General features: G+C 57.6%; 22 protein-coding genes. 11 read left to right on the forward strand and 11 right to left on the reverse strand.

Going from position 1 to position 24,796, the window contains the following annotated elements; genetic code table 11:
- The first annotated feature begins 3 nt into the window (after nucleotides 1-3).
- The 3 genes from ACZ5CE_RS02740 (at nucleotide 4) to ACZ5CE_RS02750 (ending at nucleotide 4,152) form a co-directional block, all read left to right on the forward strand.
- Nucleotides 4-1,614 carry a peptide chain release factor 3 gene (locus ACZ5CE_RS02740; protein WP_464576223.1) on the forward strand — a complete coding sequence of 537 codons (1,611 nt, stop codon included), beginning with the start codon at nucleotides 4-6 and terminating at the stop codon, nucleotides 1,612-1,614.
- Nucleotides 1,615-1,829: 215 nt separating this feature from the next.
- Nucleotides 1,830-3,233 carry an argininosuccinate lyase gene (argH, locus tag ACZ5CE_RS02745; RefSeq protein ID WP_464577399.1) on the forward strand — a complete coding sequence of 468 codons (1,404 nt, stop codon included), beginning with the start codon at nucleotides 1,830-1,832 and terminating at the stop codon, nucleotides 3,231-3,233.
- A 16-nt stretch (nucleotides 3,234-3,249) separates the two neighbouring features.
- Complete coding sequence (locus ACZ5CE_RS02750; RefSeq protein WP_464576224.1) at nucleotides 3,250-4,152, forward strand: fructosamine kinase family protein; 903 nt, start codon at nucleotides 3,250-3,252, stop codon at nucleotides 4,150-4,152.
- A 106-nt stretch (nucleotides 4,153-4,258) separates the two neighbouring features.
- Here the strand turns inward: ACZ5CE_RS02750 and ACZ5CE_RS02755 are convergent, their stop codons facing one another.
- Entirely contained in the window at nucleotides 4,259-6,541 is a 2,283-nt protein-coding gene (locus tag ACZ5CE_RS02755) for a primosomal protein N' (RefSeq protein WP_464576225.1), read from the reverse strand.
- Nucleotides 6,542-7,596: 1,055 nt separating this feature from the next.
- Here ACZ5CE_RS02755 and ACZ5CE_RS02760 point away from each other — a divergent pair.
- Nucleotides 7,597-8,412 (forward strand): methane monooxygenase/ammonia monooxygenase subunit C, encoded by an 816-nt coding sequence (locus ACZ5CE_RS02760; protein WP_464575058.1) that lies wholly within the window; start codon nucleotides 7,597-7,599, stop codon nucleotides 8,410-8,412.
- Here ACZ5CE_RS02760 and ACZ5CE_RS02765 read toward each other — a convergent pair.
- Nucleotides 8,409-8,624 carry a hypothetical protein gene (locus ACZ5CE_RS02765; protein ID WP_464575057.1) on the reverse strand — a complete coding sequence of 72 codons (216 nt, stop codon included), beginning with the start codon at nucleotides 8,622-8,624 and terminating at the stop codon, nucleotides 8,409-8,411. The two genes, ACZ5CE_RS02760 and ACZ5CE_RS02765, sit on opposite strands and share 4 nt — an antisense overlap.
- A 36-nt stretch (nucleotides 8,625-8,660) precedes the next feature.
- Here ACZ5CE_RS02765 and ACZ5CE_RS02770 point away from each other — a divergent pair, with 36 nt between their 5' ends.
- The 6 genes from ACZ5CE_RS02770 to ACZ5CE_RS02795 all read left to right on the forward strand — a co-directional run bounded on the left by ACZ5CE_RS02770 (nucleotide 8,661) and on the right by ACZ5CE_RS02795 (nucleotide 14,820).
- Nucleotides 8,661-9,485, forward strand: a complete 825-nt coding sequence (locus ACZ5CE_RS02770; RefSeq protein WP_464575056.1) for a methane monooxygenase/ammonia monooxygenase subunit A — start codon at nucleotides 8,661-8,663, stop codon at nucleotides 9,483-9,485.
- On the forward strand, nucleotides 9,485-10,744 hold the full coding sequence (locus tag ACZ5CE_RS02775) for a methane monooxygenase/ammonia monooxygenase subunit B (RefSeq protein ID WP_464575055.1): 1,260 nt from the start codon (nucleotides 9,485-9,487) through the stop codon (nucleotides 10,742-10,744). Before ACZ5CE_RS02770 ends, ACZ5CE_RS02775 begins: the two co-directional genes overlap by 1 nt.
- Nucleotides 10,745-10,900: 156 nt before the next feature.
- Nucleotides 10,901-11,473: a hypothetical protein gene (locus tag ACZ5CE_RS02780; RefSeq protein WP_464575699.1), complete on the forward strand. Its 573-nt coding sequence runs from the start codon at nucleotides 10,901-10,903 to the stop codon at nucleotides 11,471-11,473.
- 82 nt (nucleotides 11,474-11,555) lie between these two features.
- Nucleotides 11,556-12,131: a hypothetical protein gene (locus tag ACZ5CE_RS02785; protein ID WP_464575698.1), complete on the forward strand. Its 576-nt coding sequence runs from the start codon at nucleotides 11,556-11,558 to the stop codon at nucleotides 12,129-12,131.
- Nucleotides 12,132-12,265: 134 nt separating this feature from the next.
- Complete coding sequence (locus tag ACZ5CE_RS02790) at nucleotides 12,266-12,697, forward strand: copper resistance CopC family protein (RefSeq protein WP_464575697.1); 432 nt, start codon at nucleotides 12,266-12,268, stop codon at nucleotides 12,695-12,697.
- Nucleotides 12,694-14,820: a CopD family protein gene (locus ACZ5CE_RS02795; RefSeq protein WP_464575696.1), complete on the forward strand. Its 2,127-nt coding sequence runs from the start codon at nucleotides 12,694-12,696 to the stop codon at nucleotides 14,818-14,820. Before ACZ5CE_RS02790 ends, ACZ5CE_RS02795 begins: the two co-directional genes overlap by 4 nt.
- Nucleotides 14,821-14,965: 145 nt before the next feature.
- Here the strand turns inward: ACZ5CE_RS02795 and ACZ5CE_RS02800 are convergent, their stop codons facing one another.
- From ACZ5CE_RS02800 to ACZ5CE_RS02830, 7 genes are all read right to left on the reverse strand, one after another.
- Nucleotides 14,966-15,589, reverse strand: coding sequence for an AAA family ATPase (locus tag ACZ5CE_RS02800; RefSeq protein ID WP_464576226.1), 624 nt, complete (start codon nucleotides 15,587-15,589; stop codon nucleotides 14,966-14,968).
- A 34-nt stretch (nucleotides 15,590-15,623) separates the two neighbouring features.
- On the reverse strand, nucleotides 15,624-16,271 hold the full coding sequence (scpB, locus tag ACZ5CE_RS02805) for an SMC-Scp complex subunit ScpB (RefSeq protein WP_464576227.1): 648 nt from the start codon (nucleotides 16,269-16,271) through the stop codon (nucleotides 15,624-15,626).
- Nucleotides 16,237-17,046: a segregation and condensation protein A gene (locus ACZ5CE_RS02810; RefSeq protein ID WP_464576228.1), complete on the reverse strand. Its 810-nt coding sequence runs from the start codon at nucleotides 17,044-17,046 to the stop codon at nucleotides 16,237-16,239. The genes scpB and ACZ5CE_RS02810 overlap by 35 nt, the downstream gene beginning before the upstream one ends.
- A gap of 215 nt (nucleotides 17,047-17,261) precedes the next feature.
- Complete coding sequence (locus tag ACZ5CE_RS02815) at nucleotides 17,262-18,464, reverse strand: tryptophan--tRNA ligase (protein ID WP_464576229.1); 1,203 nt, start codon at nucleotides 18,462-18,464, stop codon at nucleotides 17,262-17,264.
- Between the two features lie 110 nt (nucleotides 18,465-18,574).
- Nucleotides 18,575-19,216: a site-2 protease family protein gene (locus ACZ5CE_RS02820; RefSeq protein ID WP_464576230.1), complete on the reverse strand. Its 642-nt coding sequence runs from the start codon at nucleotides 19,214-19,216 to the stop codon at nucleotides 18,575-18,577.
- The gene (locus tag ACZ5CE_RS02825; protein WP_464576231.1) at nucleotides 19,209-19,841 is read right to left on the reverse strand and encodes an L-threonylcarbamoyladenylate synthase; all 633 of its coding nucleotides are present in this window, start codon (nucleotides 19,839-19,841) and stop codon (nucleotides 19,209-19,211) included. The genes ACZ5CE_RS02820 and ACZ5CE_RS02825 overlap by 8 nt, the downstream gene beginning before the upstream one ends.
- Before the next feature lie 151 nt (nucleotides 19,842-19,992).
- Entirely contained in the window at nucleotides 19,993-20,829 is an 837-nt protein-coding gene (locus ACZ5CE_RS02830; RefSeq protein ID WP_464576232.1) for a 3',5'-nucleoside bisphosphate phosphatase, read from the reverse strand.
- Between the two features lie 279 nt (nucleotides 20,830-21,108).
- Between ACZ5CE_RS02830 and cysG the strand changes: the two genes are divergently transcribed.
- On the forward strand, nucleotides 21,109-22,572 hold the full coding sequence (gene cysG, locus ACZ5CE_RS02835; RefSeq protein ID WP_464577400.1) for a siroheme synthase CysG: 1,464 nt from the start codon (nucleotides 21,109-21,111) through the stop codon (nucleotides 22,570-22,572).
- Between the two features lie 53 nt (nucleotides 22,573-22,625).
- Here cysG and ACZ5CE_RS02840 read toward each other — a convergent pair whose 3' ends face one another.
- Both ACZ5CE_RS02840 and mltF read right to left on the reverse strand, forming a co-directional pair.
- Nucleotides 22,626-23,264, reverse strand: coding sequence for a peroxiredoxin (locus ACZ5CE_RS02840; RefSeq protein ID WP_464576233.1), 639 nt, complete (start codon nucleotides 23,262-23,264; stop codon nucleotides 22,626-22,628).
- 101 nt (nucleotides 23,265-23,365) lie between these two features.
- Nucleotides 23,366-24,766: a membrane-bound lytic murein transglycosylase MltF gene (gene mltF, locus ACZ5CE_RS02845; RefSeq protein WP_464576234.1), complete on the reverse strand. Its 1,401-nt coding sequence runs from the start codon at nucleotides 24,764-24,766 to the stop codon at nucleotides 23,366-23,368.
- Nucleotides 24,767-24,796: the final 30 nt, after the last annotated feature.

Genomic DNA, 24,796 nt, shown 5'->3' on the forward strand with positions numbered 1-24,796 from the left:
ATCATGACAGTTGCCCAGGAAGTTGCGCGACGCCGCACGTTTGCCATTATTTCTCACCCTGACGCGGGGAAAACGACACTGACGGAAAAGCTGCTGCTCTTTGCGGGAGCGATCCATATCGCCGGCAGCGTCAAGGCGCGCAAGGCGACCCGCCATGCCACTTCGGACTGGATGGAAATCGAAAAGCAGCGGGGCATTTCGGTGGCCAGCTCTGTTATGCAGATGGAGTATAGGGACTGCGTGATCAATTTGCTGGATACACCGGGGCATCAGGATTTTTCCGAGGATACCTACCGGGTGCTGACAGCGGTGGACGCTGCGCTGATGGTGATCGATGCGGCAAATGGAGTGGAAGCGCAAACATTGCGGCTGCTCGAGGTTTGCCGCGCCCGCAATACTCCCATCCTCACGTTCGTGAACAAAATGGACAGGGAGGTGCGCGAGCCCCTTGATCTCATCGATGAAATTGAACGCACGCTCAGAATGGCCGCTATACCCTTTACCTGGCCGATGGGCATGGGCAGGGGTTTCGGTGGGGTGTTCGACCTGCGAAGCGACCGGATGCGCGTTTTTCACCCTGGAGCCGACAGGCTGGATGACGCCGATGAAATGATCGAGAGCCTGGACAATCCGGAAGTGGATGCGCGTTTCGGGAATAAAGCTGACATCCTGCGCCAGGAAATCGAATTGATACGAGGCGCCTCCCAGGAATTCGATCGCGCAGCTTTTCTTGCCGGGCGCCAGACGCCAATATTCTTTGGTTCCGCCATCAACAATTTTGGCGTGCGCGAGATACTGGATGCGCTGGTTGATCTTGCGCCCTCGCCGGCCTCCCACAAGGCGTTGCAACGGGAGGTGCAGCCGGATGAACCCAGGTTGACCGGCGTCGTCTTCAAGATCCAGGCCAACATGAATCCAGCCCACAGGGATCGCATCGCCTTCGTGCGAATCTGTTCCGGCCGCTTCGACCGCGGAATGAATCTGAGAATCGTGCGTAACGAAAAGGATATTCGCACCAACGGCGTCGTGTCTTTTCTTTCGCAGCGGCGCGAACTGCTTGAAACCGCTTATCCCGGAGATATCGTAGGCATTCCCAATCACGGGACGATCCAGTTGGGAGATACGCTGACAGAAGGCGAGCGTCTGCAATACACTGGCCTGCCATTTTTCGCGCCGGAAATATTCCAGTCTGTGGAGCTGGCCGACCCGATGCGCAGCAAGCAGCTCAAGCTGGGACTGGCCCAATTAGGCGAAGAAGGCGCCATCCAGGTTTTCCGCCCACATGGGGGCGGCTCTCTGTTGCTTGGCGCGGTAGGCACTCTACAGTTCGAGGTCGTGGCTCACCGGCTCAAGCACGAATATGGCGTGGAAGCGCGTCTCATCCCCGCAAAATATCAGTTGGCGCGATGGGTTACCGCGGAGGATTCCAGAGAACTGAAACGTTTCATCGACACGAATGCCCACCGGATTGCCTACGACGCTGTCAATGCTCCCACCTTTCTGGCTTCCTTTGCGGCGGAACTAAGCGTTGCCGAAGAGGGCTGGAAATCCATCCGGTTTCACCGGATGCGGGAGCACGCGGGCCTGGTATTCCAGGAGCATGCGGAAGTCTGAGATTTTGCAAGCATTTGGAGTATGCAAAGGCATGTCCCGATATTTTGTTTTATACTCGTCTCGGGATTTATTTCATTGTAATTATTTCACCGGGTAGCGCAATGGCATGCAAGGCGGCTGCGGAAACGCAAGCGAGCTCCTATCATCAGTCGCAGGGTTTTACGCTTCATATCCATGGCAATTGAAAAAAACAATAACGCAAGGGGGATAGGCTAATAGAAAAGAACACCAAAACCTGGTCAGGCCGATTTGATGAGCCGGTATCCGCGCTGGTGCAACGTTATACGGCGTCAGTCGGTTTCGACCGGAGGCTGGCAGGTCATGATATCGAGGGGTCGCTTGCACACGCACGCATGCTTGCGGCAACGGGCATCATTGCAGCAGATGATCTGGTTGCGATCGAGTCGGGCCTGCGCCAAATAAGCGAAGAAATCGATCGCGGAGAATTCGCCTGGTCGCTGGAGCTGGAAGACGTGCATCTCAATATTGAAAAGCGGCTCACCAGTCTGGTGGGGGATGCCGGTAAACGCCTGCATACCGCGCGATCGCGCAATGATCAGGTGGCTACCGACATTCGGCTCTATCTGCGCGCGTCGATCGACGACATTATAGGGCTCATCCAGACCATGCAGAAAGCATTGCTCGATCTGGCGGAGAGGCACGCGGATACGGTGATGCCCGGCTTCACGCATCTGCAGGTGGCGCAGCCAATTGTTTTTGGGCACCATCTCATGGCGTATTTCGAAATGCTGAAACGCGATGTCGAACGGCTGGCCGATTGCCGCAAGCGGGTAAACCTCCTCCCCCTGGGGGCAGCAGCGCTTGCGGGAACCAGCTATCCCATCGATCGTGAAATGGTGGCGAAGCTGCTGGGATTTGACGGAGTTTGCGGCAATTCCATGGATGCCGTTTCCGATCGGGATTTCGCCATCGAATTTTGCGCGGCCGGGGCGCTCATCATGACCCACCTGTCCCGATTGTCGGAAGAGCTGATTTTATGGATGAACCCTTCGTTTGGTTTTATCGATCTTGCCGACCGCTTTTGTACCGGGTCATCCATCATGCCGCAAAAGAAGAACCCGGATGTGCCGGAGCTGGTGCGTGGGAAGACCGGACGGATCAATGGACATCTCGTTGCCCTGCTCACCCTGATGAAAGGCCAGCCGCTTGCTTATAACAAGGATAACCAGGAAGACAAGGAGCCATTATTCGATACGGTAGATACGCTTACCGATACCCTGCGCATTTATGCTGACATGCTGGCGGGGATTCGTGTCAGGAAGGAGGCCATGCGCAATGCGGCGATGCGCGGCTATGCGACGGCTACCGATCTGGCCGATTACCTGGTAAAAAAGGGCTTGCCATTTCGCGAAGCCCATGAAATCGTGGCCCGGGCAGTACGTTTCGCAGATAGTGGACACCGGGATCTTGGCGCGCTTGAGTTATCCGAATTAAAAAATTTCTCGGATCTGATAGACAGCGATATTTTTCAGATCCTGACCCTGGAAGGCTCTGCAAGCAGCCGGGATCATGTCGGAGGTACGGCCCCGTCACAGGTAACCCGTGCCATTCGGCAGGCGCGCGAGTGGTTGTCCCGAAACGCCCCCATCGCTAAATAATTTCCAAGTAATCCCTATGCAAGATCGGAACCCGGCGTACCCTTGGGAAAACATCGGTGCGCAAATTTCCACCGCGACAAAAATTCCATTTGCTGTAAATAGGGTTTCGTCCATTGGTGGAGGCTGCATCAACCAGACACACCTGGTCGAAGGAAATGGACAGCAGTTTTTTGTGAAGCTGAACAATACCGAAAGTTTGGCGATGTTCGAAGCAGAAGCCGCCAGCCTGATGGAAATCCAGGCTTCCGGCACCTTGCGGGTTCCCTTCCCCTTATGTTGGGGAAGGAATGATGCCCGATCCTGGCTCGTGTTGGAATATATAAAGATGGTTTCCGGTTCAGATCGGGGCGCGGCGGCTCTGGGATCGGGGCTTGCCGCCATGCACAGAGCGGTTTCGCAGACATTCGGCTGGAAACGCGAAAACACCATTGGCGCTACGCCACAGATCAACATACCTTCTTCGGACTGGCTCCAATTCTGGCGCAAGCACCGTCTGGGTTATCAGCTGGAATTGGCCAGGGCCAATGGATATGCGGGAAAATTACAGGCATTGGGTGAGCGGCTCATGATGCATCTGCAAGCTTTTTTTCCCGGACAACAGCCAGCTCCCGCATTGCTGCATGGTGACTTATGGAGTGGCAATTACAGTTTTGATGCTTCGGGGCAGCCGGTGGTGTTTGATCCGGCTACCTATTACGGCGACCGGGAGACGGACATCGCCATGACGGAGCTTTTTGGCGGATTCTCCACAGCCTTTTATGCCGCTTACCGGGAAGCCTATCCGCTCGATGCGGGCTATAGCGTTCGCAAGACGCTTTATAACCTTTATCACGTATTGAATCATCTTAATTTGTTCGGTGGGGGCTACCGCGGCCAGGCAGAGCAAATGATGAGCAGACTGCTGGCAGAGATACGCTGACCGCTGAGGGTGAGTCAAAGTCCTCGGCCGGTTTCAGGGAGATCGCACCAGCGGAGACTTCGACGACGGGTACCCGGCAACGGCGGCATGAATCGGGTATTTCTTTTCAGAACTCCACCGGATCGACATCCAGGCTCCAGCGCACCTTTCGTCCCGGAAGCTCCGCCAGCTTTACCCGCCATGCAGCAAGGAATTCCTGCAATTTTCTGCGCGAGCCGGACTGTATCAGCAGGTAGGCACGCTCCATTCCCCTGAGACGCGCCATTTGCGCGGGAACAGGATCGAATACATTAACCTGCCGGGGAGGATTCAGGATTGCTGCTGCTCTGGCAAGGTAATCGAGGGCGATTTCTATCCGCTGCGCTTCCACCCGCAGTAACGCCTGATGGACGAACGGCGGAAATCCGGCGGTTTTTCTTTCAGCCAGCAGTGTCTGCGCGAGCGAGTCATAATCGTGCTTCTTCAGTGCTTCATACAACGGATGAGCAGGAAACCCGGTTTGGACCAGCACTTCTCCAGGGATGCTCGCCCGCCCGGCGCGGCCAGCTACCTGCATCAACTGCGCGAATGCCCGCTCGGATGCACGGAAATCGGTGCTGAAAAGCGATGCGTCGGAATTCAGTATGGCGACAAGGGAAAGATTCGGAAAATCGTGCCCCTTCGCAAGAATCTGTGTTCCAACGAGAATATCGACGCGCTGTTCCTGGATGTTTTTCAGCATGTGTTGCCAGGCATCCTTTCGGCGAATGCTGTCACGGTCTATGCGCGCGATTCTCGCTTTCGGGAAGCGTTGCTCCAGCGCCGTTTCAACCCGCTGCGTTCCGTGGCCGTATGGTGCGAGATCCTGATTGCCGCATTCCGGGCAGGCACCGGGAAAGCGCTCCTCGTGGCCGCAATGATGGCAGCATAATTTTTCTTCTCGCAGATGGACTACCAGGCGGCTGCTGCAGCGGTGGCATGGCGCTATCCAGCCGCATGCTCCGCACCATAGCACAGGTGCATAACCGCGCCGGTTTATGAAAACCAGGCTTTGTTCGCCCGAAGCAAGACGTTTTTCCAATGCGGCGACCAGAGGCTCGGAAAGGCCTTCGGTGATTTTTGCAGTGCGTGCGTCGATGCAACGCACGACCGGCGGCACAGCATTGCTCACTGCACGGGATGCCAGCCGCAATCTCGAATAGCGGCTGGTAATGGAATTGTAGTAACTTTCAAGCGAAGGCGTGGCCGAGCCCAGTATTATCGGGATGCCTGCGCGCTTGGCTCGAAAGATCGCTACGTCTCGCGCCGAATAGCGCAAGCCTTCCTGCTGCTTGAACGAGGTATCCTGTTCCTCGTCCACGATGATCAGGCTCAGCCTTGGCATAGGCGTGAATACCGCAAGCCGGGTGCCGAGTATTATTTCCGCATTTCCCTGCTGCGCCTGTACCCAGCCCGCGGCTCGGGCGGAAGCGTTGAGTCCGCTGTGGAGGCTTATCAGCCGCGCCGCCGGAAAGCGCGAGCGAAAGATCGCTTCCAGCTGCGGCGTCAGATTGATTTCGGGAACGAGCACCAGCGTCTGGCGTCCCTGCCGCAACAATAAGGAAATCAGCCTCAGATACACCTCTGTCTTGCCGCTGCCGGTTATGCCATGCAGCAACCATGGCTTGAACCGGCCTGTTTGCGCGCTAATTGCATCGAAGGCACATTGCTGTTCCCTGGTAAGAGTTGGAACAGTAGCCTCATCGACTATTGCCGCGCGCTTTGCGCCATTCGCGTCATAGGAAGTACTGACTGGAAACGCGGCAGGGGCGGCAGGTGGTGAGACAGCTTCCTCCTCGACCCAGCCCAGCGCCAGAAACTCCTTTAACGTGTGGAGGGCTCGCACCGAGGATTGCTTTATCTCCTCCCGGCAAAGCGGCATTTCCTCTCCAAGTCTTGCCAGCAGCCGGCGTTTCACAATACTGCGAGCTGGAATGGAAGATACATCCACGCTGCGGCCGGCATCGGTCAGCCGATACCGGAGGCCGGCAGGGGAATTTTTCACCAATGGCTTGCCTTCCCGCAGCCTGCCGGGCAATCCGTTCATCACCACTTGTCCTATTGGATAATGGTAGTACGCATTGCAGAAGCGGAACAGATCGAGCAACGGTTCGGGTAGCGGAGCGATGTCCCGGAATATTTCGATAGCGTATTTGAGCTTAATGGAGGGAATGCGGGAACCGGAAGAATAGGGAATGATTTCCATGACCACTCCCGCAACCGCTTTTTTGTCAAATGGTACCCGCACGCGAACCCCGATATCCTGCAGTCCGATTTCCGGCACAAGATAGTCGAATAACGTATCCACGGGCACATCGATTGCAACGCGTATAATGAACATTAAAGCGTAGTGGCGCTGCTCAAATTCCAACGCATTATCTCCCGAAGACCCAGCGATATCCCAATTTTTTGCGCATTATCGTTTCGGGTGCCTGCTCTATGGGCGTTCTATCTGCCGGCGCTGCTATCGTTCCTCTGTTCGTCGTTGCAGATCATGTCATATGGCAGGGGAACGCGTGGTATTTCGTGTAAGGATAGGATTTAAGGAAGCGCTGAATAAATCTCCGCTGGCGCGGCGGTAGCTTTGCGGGATGGGATGCGCGAAAGGCGACGACGCGAATGGCTGATCCCCTTCGCCAGGAGCCTGACAAGGCAGGCCGCTCGCAAAGCCCCGCCCCATAAGGGTTACAGCAAAATCGGGCGCTCATGGCGTTGCGCTCCTTGGCATCGCAGTCCCAGCTACGACCTTCGTCGCGCGCCTTACCTTATGATCATCCCGATTTTACCAGTAACGCGCTCAGTGAGGATTTGTTCAGCGCTTCCTTAAGCGAGATGAAGGGCTTTGAACTTGCTTGCGCCACATCTTGAAAGTCCTGATTCGGACACTTCTGATCCGGATTTTTTTAGTAGTCGATTTTTTTTACATCTCTTCCTCCCGGACCCTGGCTTCGGCTTCAAGCTATTGATTAAGGCCTATATACTCTCCTGGCATAAGATATGCCTTCCCATGCAAAAAGCCCCTGTCTGCGGCGGAGGCGACATTGGGAGGGCGCCCCGGCAAGTTGGCGCTGGCGGTGGGAGACAAACTGCTTGACTTGGAAGATCTTCGCGGATAGTCTTTACGGGGTTGTGGGTATGTAAAGTATCTGTAAGAACGGGTGGACGGGCGGGAACTGGCGGGATCGGGATATCGGGGAAGGGAAGATATTTTGGATTGTGCCGGGTAGCATCGGCCGGGCGCCAGGGTAGTAACGAGTGTAACAAGTAACGGGAAAGAGAAGAAAGAAGGAAGCCCGATCCGGGAAGCGAGCATGCTGGCCTGCAGTTCTTGGGGCAGGAAGGAAGGAATGGGGGCAGGCGGCAATGCGGCCGGGCGGCCGGGCAGGAAGGAGCGGCACTTGATCAACGCAATAGGAGATAAATGAAATGGCAACAACACTAGGGACGTCAAGCCACGCGGCGTCGAGCGGACGCGACTACGACATGTCGCTGTGGTACGACTCGAAGTGGTACAAATTTGGGTTATTGACCATGCTGGGCGTAGCGATTTTCTGGATTTGGTTCCAGAGGACGTTTGCCTACTCGCACGGGATGGACTCGATGGAACCCGAATTCGAGAAGGTATGGATGGGTCTGTGGCGGGTTCACATGATCGTCATGCCGATATTTGCACTGGTGACCTGGGGCTGGATATGGAAGACCCGCGACACCAAGGAACAGCTGGACAACCTGGACCCCAAGCTGGAAGTCAAGCGTTACTTCTACTGGATGATGTGGCTGGGCGTGTACCTGTTTGGCGTATACTGGGGCGGCAGCTTCTTCACCGAGCAGGACGCCTCCTGGCACCAGGTCATCATACGCGACACCAGCTTCACCCCGAGCCACGTGGTGGTGTTCTACGGCTCCTTTCCCATGTACATCGTCTGCGGCGTGGCGAGCTACCTGTATGCCATGACGCGCCTGCCGCTGTACTCGCGCGGGACCTCGTTTCCGCTGGTCATGGCCATTGCCGGCCCGCTCATGATTCTGCCGAACGTGGGATTGAACGAATGGGGCCATGCCTTCTGGTTCATGGAAGAACTGTTTAGCGCGCCGCTGCACTGGGGCTTCGTCATCCTGGGCTGGTCCGGGCTGTTTTCTGGCGGCATTGCTGCCCAGATCATCACCCGCTACTCCAACCTGACCGACGTCGTCTGGAACAACCAGAGCAAAGTCATCCTCAACAACCGCATCGTACCCTAAGAAACGAAACACTGGAACACGGGCAACAGAAGAGGAAGCAGGAACGCAACAGAGGAACTGGCGGCTGCACCCCCGCAAACTGCAGCAAGCAGCGGCCCGGGAACCCGGGCAGCCGCCGCAACACCCAGGGAACAGCCTGCGCCCGGCTTGCGCGACACGCAAGCAATCGCAAGCGCAAACACCGCGAGCAGGCGGCAAGGAACATTTCGCAAACAAGGAATCAACGACACACATGAGGGGAGGGCGCGATGAGCAGAACAGATGAAATAATACGGGCGGCGAAAATGCCGCCGGAAGCGGTAAAGATGTCCAGGATGATAGACGTGATCTATTTTCCCATTCTGTGCATTTTATTGGTTGGAACCTACCACATGCACTTCATGCTGCTGGCAGGAGACTGGGACTTCTGGCTGGACTGGAAAGACCGGCAATGGTGGCCGGTGGTCACCCCGATCGTGGGCATCACCTACTGTGCAGCCATCATGTACTACCTATGGGTCAACTACCGGCTGCCCTATGGCGCCACCCTATGCATCGTCTGCCTGCTGGTAGGCGAATGGCTGACCCGGTTCTGGGGCTTCTACTGGTGGTCGCACTACCCCATCAACTTCGTGTTTCCCTCCACCATGATACCGGGAGCGCTCGTGATGGACACCGTCATGCTGCTCACCCGCAACTGGATGATCACCGCCCTGGTAGGCGGAGGCGCGTTCGGACTGCTGTTCTACCCCGGCAACTGGCCCATTTTTGGCCCGACCCACCTGCCGCTCGTGGCTGAAGGCGTGCTGCTCTCCCTGGCCGACTACACCGGCTTCCTGTATGTACGCACCGGCACCCCCGAGTACGTGCGGCTGATCGAACAAGGATCGCTGCGCACCTTTGGCGGCCACACCACCGTCATAGCCGCGTTCTTCTCCGCCTTCGTCTCCATGCTCATGTTCTGCGTATGGTGGTACTTTGGCAAGATCTACTGCACCGCCTTCTTCTACGTCAAAGGCCCGCGTGGACGCGTATCCATGAAGAATGACGTCACCGCCTATGGAGAAGAAGGGTTTCCGGAGGGGATCAAATAATGAACGCAAAGAACCTGATCAAACTGGGCAAAGTGGGGATAGCCGGCGTAGCTGGCGCTGCCACCCTGGCCTTGAGCCTCATGCTTGACATCTCCCCTGCGGCCGCGCACGGCGAACGCTCGCAAGAACCGTTCCTGCGCATGCGCACCATCCAGTGGTACGACATGAAATGGGGTCCTGACACCACCAAGGTCAACGACATCGCCACCATGACCGGCAAATTCCACCTTGCCGAAGACTGGCCGCGCGCCGTAGGCAAGCCGGGACGCGCCTTCTTCAACGTTGGCAGCCCCAGCCCCGTGTTCGTGCGGCTCTCCACCAAGCTCAACGGCGAACCCACCTACATCTCCGGCCCCCTGGAGATCGGGCGCGACTACGCCTTTGAAGTCAGGCTCAAGGCGCGCATACCCGGGCGCCACCACATGCACGCCATGGTCAACATCAAGGACGCAGGCCCGATTGCCGGCCCTGCCGCGTGGATGAACATCACCGGCAGCTGGGACGACTTCACCAACCCCGTCAAGCTGCTGACCGGCGAGACCATAGACACCGAGACCTTCAACTTCAACAACGGCATGTTCTGGCACATCCTGTGGCTGGGCCTTGGCATCTTCTGGATCGGCTACTACGTAGCCCGGCCCATGTTCCTGCCCAGAAGCCGGGTACTGCTGGCCTATGGAGACGACCTGCTGCTCGACCCCATGGACAAGAAAGTGGCCTGGATCGTTCTCATTGCCACCTTTGGCATCGTCTGGGGCGGGTATCGCTACACCGAGACCAAGCACCCGTACACCGTCCCCATCCAGGCGGGCGAATCCAAAGTGCAACCCATGCCCGTCAAGCCCAACCCCATCGCCATCAAGGTGACGCACGCCAACTACGACGTGCCGGGGCGTGCCCTGCGGGTGACCATGACCGTGACCAACAGTGGCGACACCGCCTACCGCATAGGCGAATTCACCACTGCGGGCGTACGGTTCATCAACAAAGTGGGATTGAAGCACCTGGACCGCAACTATCCGAAGGAACTGGTAGCCACCGGACTTTCGTTTGACAACGACAGCCCGATCCAGCCCGGAGAGACGCGCGAAGTCAAGATGGAAGCCAAGGACGCACTGTGGGAAGTACAGCGGCTGATGGCGCTTCTGGGCGACCCGGAAAGCCGGTTTGGCGGATTGCTCATGACATGGAGCGATTCGGGCGACCGCAACATCAACAGCATAGCAGGCGCTGTGATACCGGTCTTCACCAAACTCTAAAGCAACCCAGGCGAAACACCGGTCCGCCACCGTCGCCAGACGGCAGTGGATCGGTGTTTTTTAACGTGAGCGAAACAGAAGCAACCTCCCGTGCCGGCATCGCCGCGCGCAGGCGGGAAAGTGAAACAGCGTAATAGTCAAGCGGAGGACCGGTAGGTGGTTAGGCAAGTAACACAGGCATGCGCCACAATACTCGTCCTGATAGCAACCCTGCAGGCGGGAGCCGCGGGAGCGCATGGCAAGGTATCCTTGGAAGAAGACAGCTGCGTGCGGCGCATTGGCGACAGCATGGTGCACTTGAGCGCCTACCAGCCGCAATTCGAGCCCAGCGCCCAGTACTGCACCGAGATACCCAAAGGCGGGGACACCTACCTGGTAGTGGACCTGGTGGACCAGGCCCTGCGCGACATGCCCATCGGCATGCGCGTGATAAGAGGCACCAACGAGGCCGAAGACGAAACCGTGACCTACCTGCGCCCAAGCTACCATCCTGATGGCGTCATCCAGGGAGAAACCAGCCTGGACCAGGGGCTGTACACCGTCATCATCACCGCCGAAGGGCAGCCGCCATTGCGCTACCAGTATCCGCTGCGGGTACAGATGATCAACTATGCGCAGATATTCCGCACCGCCGTAGGCCCCCTGATCGGCCTGCTGGTGCTGATCCTGATTGCATACAAGCTCGTGAAATCCAAGCGCCTGCAGCGCTGGCGCGATTCACGGCGCTAGCAGGAGAACAGGAACCGGACCGGATCCGCAGTTCCGTGAACGATTTGACAAGATTTGACAATAATTCAAGAGGCGATTCGACATGTCCCTAAACACACTGAAATCCGCACTTGCCGGCCTGCTGCTGGCGATCGGGATTCCCTTTTCCGCCCAGGTGCAGGCCCACGGCGGCCTCTCCCTGGCCGATGACGTCTGCAAACTCACCATCGGGCCCTACACCATGCACTTTACCGGCTACCAGCCCGAAGCCACCCAGGAAAAGGAATTCTGCGAAGACATTCCCGCCATCGGGCGCACCGTCGTCGCCCTGGACTACATCGAAGAAGCCCTGCGTCCCCTGCCCACCGAAGTGCGCATCATCCGCGACACCGGCGATCCCGGCAAGGAACCGGGCAACCTGGACACCCTCACCATCCTGCACATTCCCGCCAAGGTCTACCCCAACGGCTCCATCAACTTTGAATACGACTTCATGCAGCCTGGCAAATTCGTCGGCCTCGTGACCGTGGGCGACAAGCAGGAGTATATCTCGCGCTTCCCCTTCTCCGTAGGCGAGCCCAAGGGCACCTCCCCCTACCTCATCTTCGGCATTGCCGCCGTGATAGGCGCCGTGGCGGTATTCTTCCTGCGCGCGCGCAAATCCCCTACGGCGGCCTGAAGAGAGCAAGGATGGCAAACCGGCCAGGCGCCATCGGGCATTCCTGGCCGAACCATACTGCAGCGAGGCAGTCCAACAGATACCAGTGCCCGGGCATGGGCGGCGGTCAGGTTAGTTTTGAACGAGGAGTGAGAATGGCATCATTTCGGGTTTCCTACAAGATCCAGCGGATCCAGCGGATTCGGCGGCTTGCCGCGGCGGGCATGCTGGCGCTGGCCATGGCCGGACTGCACAGCGGCACGGCACTGGCGCACGCCATGCTCGTCAAGGCCGAGCCCGCGCGCCGCGCCGCGCTCACCAAGGCGCCTTCGCAAGTGCGCCTGTGGTTCAACGAAGAAATCGAAAAGGATTACGCCTCCCTTGCGGTGCATGACGCGGCCAAGACTACCCCCGTTACCGAAGCCAAGCCGCATGTGGCAGCCGACGACCCCAAATCCATCGTGCTGCCCCTGCCGGAACTGGGGGCAGGGAAGTACACGGTAAAGTTTCGCGTCCTGTCCGTGGACGGGCACGTGGTCGACTCGTCCTATGACTTTACCGTAAAGAGCAAAGCACCGCAGAAATGATCGAGGTCATCGCGACGCTCCTGCGCTGGCTACAGCTTGCGTCCAACATGATCCTGGTCGGCGGTTGCGTGTTCCTGGCCATTGCCGGCGCCTACCACTCCCCCTGGGTCACCCGCCTGGAGCGCGCCCTGCCCTGGCTCTGTCTCCTTCTCCTGGTTGGGCTGCTGGGCATACTGGCCACCACCACCGGCCAGGCCACCGGCAATCCCGACAAGGCCTGGGACCCCCGGGCCTGGCTTGCCCTGATGCAAAACACCCGCATGGGACACATCTGGGCGGCGCGCGCCGCCTGCGCCGTGCTGGTCATGGCCATCGCCCTCTACATCCGCTACGCCCGGCACGCCACGCGCGCCCGCTGGCGCTACATCCTGTGCGCCAGCGCCGCCGCCCTGACGCTCACCGTAGGCTCGCTCGCCAGCCATGCCGCCGCCGAAGACCTCTCCATCGCCTCCATCCTGCCCTACGCCCTGCACATCATCCTCGCCAGCGTCTGGTTCGGCGCGCTGCCCGCCTTCCTGGTCGTGTGCTTTGCCTGCACCGAACCGGGCGCGCACGCCCCCCATCCCGGCATCCAGACCCAGGCCATCCAGCGCATCCACGCCCTGTTCCAGTCGCGCGAAGACGCCATCGCCGGCGACGCCCAGGCCCTCAAGCGCTTCTCCGCCATGGCCCTGCCGGTCATGCTGGCCGTGATCGCCACCGGCGTCATCATCACCGACCGCATGGTCGACACCAGCTATGGAGCGCTCGTGGCCACCCGCTACGGCTGGATACTCGATGCCAAGATCGGCCTTTTGGCCATCGTGCTCGTGATCGCCGCGCGCGCCCGCTCGATCTGGCTGCCCCAGCTCACCGGGCGGGCATCGGCCGAAGGCGGCAGGAATGGCCCCCCTCAGAAAGCCATGAACGGTGCTGCGGGCGGGCAGAAACTCAGGAAGTGGGTCAGCTTCGAATTCGTCCTGGCCATGGGCATCGTCCTGCTCGCCACCATCGTGGCCAACACCGTGCCCGCCAAACATGCCATCATCCAGGACTGGCCCTACTCCTTCCGCTTCTCGCTCGCCGCCACCTGGGGCGAACCCAGCGTCATGATCCGCGCCTGGAGCGGCGTAGCCCTGCTGGCGCTGGCAGGCGGCGCGCTCGTCCTGGGGCGCATCAAGCACTGGGACGCCAGGCGGCGCATCGGCATCCCGATACTCCTGGCCGTCATCGCCCTGGGAGTGGGACTGCCCCCGCTTGCCATCGACGCCTACCCCGAGACCTATCGCAAGACCCCGGTTCCGTTCGACACCATCTCCATAGCCAACGGCTCGGGCCTGTTCGCCGAGAACTGCGTGGCCTGCCATGGGCTCCAGGGCAAGGGCGACGGCGTCATGGCCAAGAGCTTCGCCAAGCCCCCGGTGGACATGCTCACCGAACCGCACACCGCCAAGCACACCGCAGGCGACTTCTTCCACTGGCTCACCTTCGGCATTCCCGACACCGGCATGCCGGTATTTGGCGACAAGCTCTCCGAAGAAGACCGCTGGGACGTGGTCAACTACCTGCACGCCATGTCGCGCGGCTACCAGGCGCGCCTCATGAGCCCCAAAGTCGTGCCCAGCCAGCCCCAGCCCTCCATGGGCCCGCCCAACTTCTCCTACTTCGCCCAGGACGGCTCAAGCGGCACCCTCAAGGACTTCCGCGGCAGCAAGAACGTACTGCTGGTGCTGTTCTCCTGGCCGCAGTCGCGCGAACGCATGGAACAACTGGCCAAGCTCTACCCCGCGCTCAAGAACGCCAACACCGTGCTCCTGGCCGTGCCCGAGGACGATCCGGACTCGCAGGAAATCGATGACATCACCAAAGAGGTGCCGTATCCGGTGGTGACCCAGGGCGCGCACGAGATCGTGCAAAGCTACAAACTGTTTCGCCGCACCCTGAACAAGCCCGACCTCCTGGGAGAGGGCAGCCTCCCTTCGCACATGGAATTTCTGGTGGACCGCTACGGCTACCTGCGCGCGCGCTGGATCCCCAGCGCCGATGGCTCCGCCTGGGACAATGCCGATGCCCTCATGCAGCAGGTCGCCCAGCTCAATTCCGAAAAGGAAATCCTCCCTCCCCCAGGCGATCATGTGCATTGAGGGCGGTACCTGTTCGCGTGATCATCCGATGCACCCTAGTATCCTGAACCGGAAATACGCTGAGTAAATACTTGGATCATTTCCGCGAAGACAGAAATCCGGCAGCTTGAAAAAACTCTGGATTCCGGCTCAGCGCTTCCCTAGATTATTTCACCCAGTCGATCAACGGCTGCCACTGCTCCAGATCGCGCTCGTTCTGATAATGTGGCAGGTCAAAAATGCTTCTGCCGGTGAAGGCGGCATTGACATAGGTCATGCTGTCTCGCAGATAGGTCAGGACCGGAAGGTCATATTGGTGCAGGAATTGCTCCAGCGTAACGGCGGCACGCGTGCGCGGATTGACCCGCATGCCGATGACGCTGATAAAAGTCTTGTGTTTTCTTATCGTTTTCTCCTCCACCAATCTATCCAGAAAATCGCGTGTTGCGGTCATGTCGAAAACCGAAGGCTGTACCGGCACGATGACTTTATCCGCAAGTTTCAGCGCATGAGCGAGATTCTTACCGTGCATTCCGGCGGGGGAATCCAGTAGCAGCCAATCAATGTTTTCCGGAATTTCGGGATCGATCTCGTCGCGCGTCGCATCCAGGCTCACAATCGACGGCAACTCGGCAGGGCGAAGCTTGAGCCAATCCAGCGATGACTTCTGGCGATCGAGATCCCATATGATGACCCGCTGGTTTTGCCAGGCGAGATATGCTGCCAGATTGGTCATCAGCGTTGTTTTGCCGCTTCCTCCCTTCGGGTTTGCCACGAGTATGGTTTGCATAGCTTGCTCAGCCCCTTATCCGTTCCGTTTCTCTCTAGCCCGGCTTTCCGCTATCGTTTTCCGCTGCGTCGGGACTGGGGGAAGACAACAAGTCCCTATTTCCCTGATGTTCGACGAGGGATCCCAGATCCTCCAGCGGAGGCAGCTCTTCAAGGCATCTCAAATTGAGGTCATTCAGGAATTCCGCAGTCGTTCCGTACAAGGCCGGCCTGCCAGGAACCTCCCTGTAACCGACTGTGCTTATCCAGCCTCGCGACTCCAGTGTTCTGATTATCGAGCTGGACACCGCAACACCACGTATCTCCTCGATATCTCCTCGTGTGACAGGCTGTCGATATGAAATGATAGCAAGCGTTTCCAGCACAGCCCGCGAATAGCGGGGAGGTTTCTGCGGATTAAGCCGGTCAAGGAACTTCTGCATCTCCGGCCGGGCCTGAAAGCGCCATCCGCTGGCAATATTTACCAGTTCCACGTTTTTTCCATCCCAGTTCCTGCGCACCTCTTCAAGAAGGCGCCCCAGCACCGCCGAACTCAGCTCATCCTCAAATAATTTCCTCAGCTCCGGCAATGATAGCGGTTCCTGGCTGGTGAGCAATGCCGTTTCCAGTATCTGCTTGATTTCGTCAGGAGTGAGCGACTCGTCCGGATCAGGCACTTTCAATGGCATCAATTGGGCTGACATAAATTATTCCAAATGTCCGATGCTGGGTAACCTCTACCTGGTGATCCCGAATAAGCTCGAGCAGTGCCAGAAACGTCACGACGAGTTCCGCTATCCCGCTGCCCGGATCGAATAACTCGCTGAATTCGACAAATTTTCTTCCCCGCAAGCGGAAGAGGATACCGCTCATATGAGCCCGGACAGAAAGTTCCTCGCGGGTAACGCGATGGCTGCTATTGACCCGGGATCTCGCGACCAGCCTGAGCCATGCAGTGCGAAGATCCTCCGGGCCGATTGCCGGCAGACGCTCCACCGGTGTCTGATCAACCCATACCCGCACCAGCATGAAATCCCGCTCGGCCTGCGGCAATTCATTGAGACGCTGCGCGGCAATTTTCATCTGCTCGTATTCCAGCAACCGGCGCACGAGCTCGGCACGCGGATCTCCTTCTTCTTCATCCCTGACCGCAGGACCAGGCAGAAGCATGCGCGACTTGATCTCTATCAGCATGGCAGCCATCAGAAGGTACTCCGCCGCCAGCTCCAGCTGATTGGCGCGCATCAATTCAATGTAGGCCATATATTGCCGCGTCAGCTCCGCCATGGGAATGTCCAGCACATCCAGGTTATGCTTGCGAATAAGATAAAGCAGCAGGTCGAGCGGGCCCTGGAATGTTTCAAGAAATATTTCCAGCGCATCAGGAGGAATATATAAATCCCTTGGCATCTCCGTCAGCAATTCGCCGTGAATTTTGGCGACCGGGGAAGGGGGCAAAAGATGAAGGAGGTTGTTCATACGGAGGGAATTTGCGTCTCATTCTATTTCTGTAGCTCAAGCGAAGGAAAACCATGGTCATTATTCCACAGTCAGCCGGCCGGCTGTCCTGAAAGCAACAAACGAGGCGGCATTGCCCCATCACCGCCGCTGACCGGAATCACTGCTAGCGCGGTGGCCAGCCAAGGTGGACCGCGGATAACAAACGGAGGGCCGGCGTCGACAAATCCTGAACTCTATGAATAGTCCAGTCCCATTGCTTCCCGCACGTCACGCATCGTCTCCTGCGCCAATTTATCCGCTCTTTCGCATCCATCAGCAATGATATTGCGCACCAGCGTAGGATCTTCCTCATATATTCGGGCGCGCTCATGCATTGGCCGCTGCTCCGCCAATATTGCGTCTATGACTGGTTGCTTGCATTCCAGGCAGCCGATACCGGCGGTGGTGCAGCCTTGCTGCACCCAATCCTTGATTTCGGTGCCTGAATAAATCTCATGAAATTGCCACACCGGGCACTTGGCGGGATCACCTGGATCGCTGCGCCGAATGCGTGCGGGATCGGTAGGCATGGTCCGCACCTTCTTGATGACACTGGCTTCGTCCTCCCGCAGGCTAATGGTATTGTTATAGGACTTGGACATCTTTTGTCCATCCAGCCCCGGCATCCGGGATGCCGGGGTTAGCATCACCTCGGGCTCGGCGAGAATCATCTTGCCGCCGCCTTCCAGATAGCCGAATAACCGCTCCTGGTCGCCCATGCTCAAATTCTGCTGTTCGTCCAGCAATGACTTCGCCGCAGCCAGCGCTGCCTCATCACCCTGTTCCTGGTAACGGTTTCTTAATTCTCGGTAGAGCCGGGATTTTTTCGAGCCTAGTTTTTTAATGGCAGCTTCCGCTTTTTCGCGAAAACCGACTTCTTTCCCATAAATGTGATTGAAGCGCCGCGTTATCTCACGGGTAAACTCGATATGCGGCGCCTGATCTTCCCCTACAGGCACGCGGTTTGCCCGATAAATCAGGATATCCGCACTTTGCAGCAGCGGATAGCCCAGAAAACCGTATGTGCTCAAATCCCTTTCAACCAGTTTTTCCTGCTGGTCCTTATAAGAAGGAACGCGCTCCAGCCATCCCAACGGCGTAATCATCGAAAGCAGCAAGTGCAGTTCCGCGTGAGCCGGCACGCGCGACTGGATGAACATTGTTGCCTGAGCCGGGTCCACCCCCGCGGCAAGCCAGTCGATGACCATATCCCAGGCATGCTCCTCGATCATTTCCGGGGTGTCATAGTGAGTCGTAAGCGCATGCCAGTCGGCAACAAAAAAAAGGCATTCGAATTGGTGCTGCAGCTCAATCCAGTTTTTCAAAACGCCATGGTAGTGTCCCAGGTGGAGATGCCCGGTGGGACGCATTCCCGACAAAACACGATCAGTGAACATATTACCTGTCCTAGTCCTCGTCAGTCATTCCTATCAGGAAAGTGCCGTGCCGCTTTCCATGTCACGCAGGCGGATAGGGTTGATCCGGATTCCCCCGCCAAACCTGCACGCTATAGTCCGAAAAACCATACCACCAGCTGTATGGTGATGCTAATAAAAGGTCCGATAATGGCTCCGAGGACGCCGGTGATCAGCAGCAGAAGCAGGATCATGAAGCCGTAAGGCTCGATCTTCGAAAAAACGGCCGACATGCGATGCGGAAGCAGGCTCACTGCGATGCGGCCGCCATCCAGCGGGGGCAAGGGCAGAAGATTGAGCACCATCAGTATCACATTGATTTTGATCCCCGCTTCGCCCATCAATATCATGGGCCTCGCAAAATCGCTCTCTGGCAACGCAAGGCCGAGCTTGATGATAAACGCCCATGCCAGAGCCATGAAAAGATTGGCGCCCGGCCCCGCCAGAGCTACCCAGAGCATATCCTGCTTCGGGCGCCGCAATGCAGAGAAATCGACCGGCACGGGTTTGGCCCAGCCAAAAAGGATACCGCCCAGCAGCAGCGTCATCAAGGGCAGCAAAATGGTGCCAATCGGGTCGATATGCCGGATAGGATTCAGGCTGACACGGCCTTGCGCATAGGCAGTAAGATCGCCAAAGTGCTTGGCGACATATCCGTGTGCGGCTTCGTGGAGCGTGATGGCAAATATTACCGGGAGCGCGTAAATGGCGATATTTTGAATGATGTTATTCATGGGCAATTCCAAAAGGCGCCAGGCTGCCCTTGCCCGCACGTATCAATTCTGGCGAATCGTCCGTCAAATCGATCACAGTGCTCATTTCCAGCCCGCATGCTCCGCCATCCAGCACCAGTTCCACGTGATGTTCAAGCCGGGACCGGATTTCCATTGCATCATTCAAGGGAAGCTCCTCGCCCGGCAATATCAGGGTCGAGCTCAGCAGCGGTTCATTCAGTTCCGCAAGGAGAGCCTGCACTACAGGATTATCCGGAACTCTCAACCCGATAGTGTTGCGCCTGGGATGCTGCAAGCGGCGTGGCACTTCGCGCGTGGCCTGAAGTATGAAGGTATAGCATCCGGGCGTGGTCGCCTTGAGCAGGCGGTACTGGGTATTGTTCACTTTCGCGTAGTGGGAGATTTCAGAAAGGTCGCGGCACGTCAACGTCAGATGGTGGTTCTCATCCACCTGCCGTATGGCTCGAATGCGCGTCATCGCATGCTTGTCCCCCAGCCGGCCGCCCAGCGCATAACACGAATCCGTCGGGTAAACGATGACGCCTCCCGCCCGCATGATGGCCACGGCTTGTCGTATCAGCCGCAATTGCGGGTTATCGGGATGGATGGAAAAGAATTGAGCCAAGTAGGAAAGCTTTTCTAGTTTTGATTTTGGATGCGGTTCCGAGTTTCAAGGCAGCCGGCAAGTTCTCCGGGAACCGCGAAATGAGGGTAAGGCAGAAAGGCGTGGCTCATGAGGGATCAACGGCGCCTGGATATCGGCTTTGCCACTTGCGTCAATGTTTCCAGTCATGCCAGACGGGAACACACATGGCGGGCAGTTCCGGCATCCGGCCCAGGTCAAGATAACTTTCTCCGGGACCATGGAAATCCGAGCCACGCGAGGCCAACAATCCCAAACGCTGGGCATGCTGCGCAAACACCAGGGATTGTTCCGGCGTATGGCTCGAAGTAACAACCTCGATTGCTTCGCCGCCAAGGGCGCGAAATTCGAGCAGCAGTTCCTCCAATGCGCCCTTGCCCAGCTTGTAGCGCCCGGGATGGGCAATGACGGCCCTGCCGCCGCTTCTGCGAATCCAGCCTACCGCATCGCTTAGCGGAGCCCATAAGTGCGGCGCATATCCCGGTTTGCCTTTGACCAGATACTTCTTGAATACCGATTTTACATCCTTGGCGTAGCCTTGCTGCACGAGAAAGCGGGCAAAATGCATGCGGCCCATGAGATGCCCGTCTCCCGCCTGGCTTCGGGCGCCTTCGAAGCTCCCATGGATGCCGAACTTGTCGAGCTGGACCGCGATATTGCGCGCGCGCACCAACCGTCCTTCCCGCAGGGAGGATAGGCCTTTGACCAATTCCGGATTGTCCGGGTCTATTCCCAGCCCTACGATATGCAGGGTCTGGCCTCGCCAGCCGACTGAGATTTCCACACCATTTACGAACGTGATATTTTTTCCGGCAGCGGCTTGGCGCGCTTCCTCCAATCCTCCTACATCGTCGTGATCTGTCAATGCCAGCACTGTCACGCCGCGCGCAGCCGCATGCTCGATCAACTGTGTGGGTGTAAGTAGTCCGTCGGAAACGGTCGAGTGGCAATGCAGATCGATGTTATCCATGAAGCCATTTGTTCCGCCAGGGGAAGAACCGCATCATAGCAAATAAGGGGGGGCATGAAAAATTAAGCTCGCGTGATACGCACTTTCCGTTGCCGATATCGCCATATCGTCGATAGCGGATTGCGTGTGTTGGGGATCATCTTCGCACGTGACCCATGCCATGGGGGAATTCCGTTTCCTGATTAGTTTCATTCCCGGCAACAGGGCGATGTTTTGCGGTAAAGTACGGGCGTATCCGGCGTGCGTAATGCCGTTAAGCCTCTCTTCCAGACTCGGCAGATGGATTTTTTTCCGATTTTCCTCGATATCAGAAACCGCGCCTGCCTGGTGGTTGGCGGCGGCACTGTTGCGGCGCGAAAGACAGAGTCATTGCTTAGGGCTGGCGCCCACGTGATCATTGTCGCCCCGCTTCTCTGTCCGGAATTGCGCGAACGGATGAGCGAGCGCTCACTTAAAGGTAGGATCGCTCATCGGGCGGAGGTTTTTTCTTCGCAGCATCTTGAAGGGATAGTGCTGGTCGTGGCTGCCACCGGCAATGCCGGGATCGATCGCGAGGTTTCACAAGCCGCGGGACAGCGCCATATTCCCGTCAACGTGGTGGATGATCCCGCCTTGTGTTCATTCATCATGCCGGCCATCGTCGATCGCAGCCCGGTCCTCATCGCGGCTTCCACCGGAGGGGCATCGCCGGTACTGGCGCGATTGTTGCGCGCGCGGCTGGAAACGCTGATACCCGCCGCGTATGGGCGTCTGGCTGCTTATGCAGCGGCCTTTCGGGCGCGCGTCAAGCAGCAGTTCCCGCAATCCGACAAGCGGCGCAGATTTTGGGAAGAAATATTGCAGGGTCCGTTTGCCGAGATGGTTCTTGCTGGCAAGGATCAGGCGGCAAAGGATTATCTGGAGCGGTCACTGAAACATGACGGATACCGCAGCGATGATAGCAGTTCAACCCAGGATGCGATGGTGGCGGGGGAGGTCTACCTGGTGGGTGCGGGCCCCGGGAATCCCGATCTCCTGACTTTTCGCGCCATGCGGCTGATGCAGCGGGCGGATGTAGTGGTGTACGATCGCCTGGTTTCCCCCGAAATACTGGATATGGTGCGCCGGGATGCGACGCGTATCTACGCGGGAAAAGAACGCAGCCGCCATGCGATGCCGCAGGAGTCCATCAACGACCTGCTTGTGCGCTTGGCGAAAGAGGGCAAACGGGTGCTGCGCCTGAAGGGCGGCGACCCTTTCATTTTTGGCCGTGGTGGGGAAGAAATTGAAACGCTATCCAGCCAGGGCGTTCCCTTTCAAGTTGTCCCGGGCATTACGGCGGCCTCCGGCGCGGCATCCTTCGCGGGAATACCACTGACCCACCGGGACTACGCCCAGTCGTGCGTCTTTGTCACCGGCCATCTCAAGGATGGCAGCGTGAATCTCGATTGGGACATGCTGGCGCGGCCGAACCAGACCATTGTGATCTACATGGGATTGCTGGGGCTGCCGGTGCTGTGCGCACAGCTTGCGGCGCACGGCTTGCCCGCAAGCACGCCTGCGGCCATCGTGCAGCAGGGAACCACCCGGAATCAGCGTGTATTAACCGGAACCCTGGAAACGCTTCCGCTCCTGACCGCCGAGGCCAACCTGGCCCCGCCCACCCTGATCATCGTCGGCCAGGTTGTCAGGCTGCACCAGCAGCTCGCATGGTTTAATCCTGCACCCGATTTGAATGCTTCAGAAACTGGCGCAGTCAGGTAACCCAGGTGATATGGCAGCGCTGGTTTATCGCGGCGATAAACCCATACTCCAGGCTATTTATCCGGCTGGGGCGTAATGCGCAAATACGGGCGCGGGGCCCGATAGCCCTTGGGAAATTTCTGTTTAATGACAGCTTCATCCTGGATCGTCAGCGGTATGATAACATCATCTCCATCCTTCCAGTTTGCCGGCGTGGCCACGGTGTAGCCGTCAGTCAATTGCAGTGCATTGAGGACACGAAGCACCTCGTCAAAATTCCGGCCGGTGCTCATGGGATAGGTGATGATCAGGCGCACCTTCTTTTTTGGGTCAATAATGAACAGCGAGCGCACCGTCATCGTTTCGGACTGATTCGGATGTATCATGTCATAGAGCGCGGCTACCTTCCTGTCCACATCCGCGATGATCGGAAAGAGGACCTCTGTATTCTGTGTTTCCTCGATATCCTTGATCCATCCCGTATGCTTGTCTACCGGATCGACCGATAATCCGATGGCTTTGACATTGCGCTTGTCAAATTCGGACTTGAGTTTGGCAGTCATGCCCAATTCAGTCGTGCATACAGGAGTAAAATCGGCTGGATGCGAAAACAGCACTGCCCAGGAATCATTCATCCACTCATGAAACCTGATCTTGCCGATCGAAGAGTCCTGCTCGAAATCAGGTGCGGTATCGCCCAAGCGTAGCGTCATGGCATTCTCCCTTAAGGTTTAAACGATCAATGATAGGCAGACTCAATATAGCCCGAGTGTTTCGGCGACTCAACAACAATTTATTCATAATGGCAATATCGTCACGAAAGCGGGTCGATTTTATCCGCAACCGGAAAGCCCCATGAATAGGGCGGTTCGTATTTCATCAGAATTTTATAGTAAGTACGCACCGATTCCGTCAGGATTACTGCCTCGCCGCCGCGAGCGAAACCGTGCTTCAGGGTGCTGTGATACTTGCTGAGGCTCAATAGCGGCAGAGTCGTTTTCAGATCCAGCCAGGAATCGGGGTTCAATCCCATGCGCTGCGCCAGGATGCGCGCATCTTCCACATGGCCGCGCCCCTGGTTATAAGCCGCCAGCGCTATCCAGGTACGATCCGGCTCGGTGATGCGTGTTGGCAACCGGTCTTTCAACTTCGCCAGATAGCGTGCCCCCCCCAGGATGCTTTGCCGCGAGTCGAGCCGGTCTGTGACCTTCATCCTGTCAGCCGTGATTTCGGTCAGCATCATGAGGCCGCGTACGTTGTTGGGGGAAACAGCGAGGCGATTCCAGTGCGATTCCTGATAACCAAGCGCCGCGATCAGTCGCCAATCGATCCCCGATAATTCCTCGGCCTCATGAAAATACTCCAGCAGATCTGGAAGCAGGGTGCGTCGCTTGGACAGAATGCCGCTCACATCCATCTGTTCCAGGCGCTGGATGTGGTGGCCGTAATACCGATCGAGAAGGCGCTTCAGCGTTCCATCCCGCCTGATCCGATCAAAGAATTGCTGCACAGTGGCGAGCACCGCCCGTTCAGTATAAAGAGGAAACGCCCAGGCCCTGCCAGTTTCCGAACCGAGATTGAAAGCGACATCCAGGTTGGGGTAAAAGTTTTTAGCCAGTTCGATCTGCGTCGAATCGACCACCGCATAATCGATTTTGCCTTCCGATAATTTCGAGAGAAGATCGTCCGGCATGATATCCACTTCCGTCCATTGCAACTCCGGAACACTGCGTTTTGCCTGGTTCAACAATTCAATATGAGTGGTTCCGGTGGCTACCTCGACAGTTTTTTCCACAAGCTGTTGCATGCTTCTTGGCCGTCGAGAATCGGTACTGAAAATCACCTGGGGTTGAATACGCTGATAGACCGGCCCGAAGTGCGCCCATAGCCGATATTTATCGCCGATGCTCAAGCCGGCGGCAAAGTGCGCCTGTTGATCCTGGAGCAGATCGAAGGCGTGTTCCAGCCGGGAGATAATCTTGAATCGGACCTTTTTTCCAAGATGGCGGGCGAACTCGGAAGCCAGATCAAACTCCATCCCGGCAAGACCCCCGTCCGAATTCTCGTAATAGGTATCCGGACTATTGACGGTAAGCACCACCAGCTCGTCGGATTCGTCGAGCGGCAGCACGGCGCGTTTGAAAGGGTCGCAGCCAGAAAGCAGCAAGCTGTGCCCGATGACGATAAAAAAAAACAGAAGGGAAAACGTTCGCATGGAAGAGAAATTAGCCGAATGCTCGAATAT

It is taken from the genome of Nitrosospira sp. TNL200 (genome assembly GCF_055386305.1).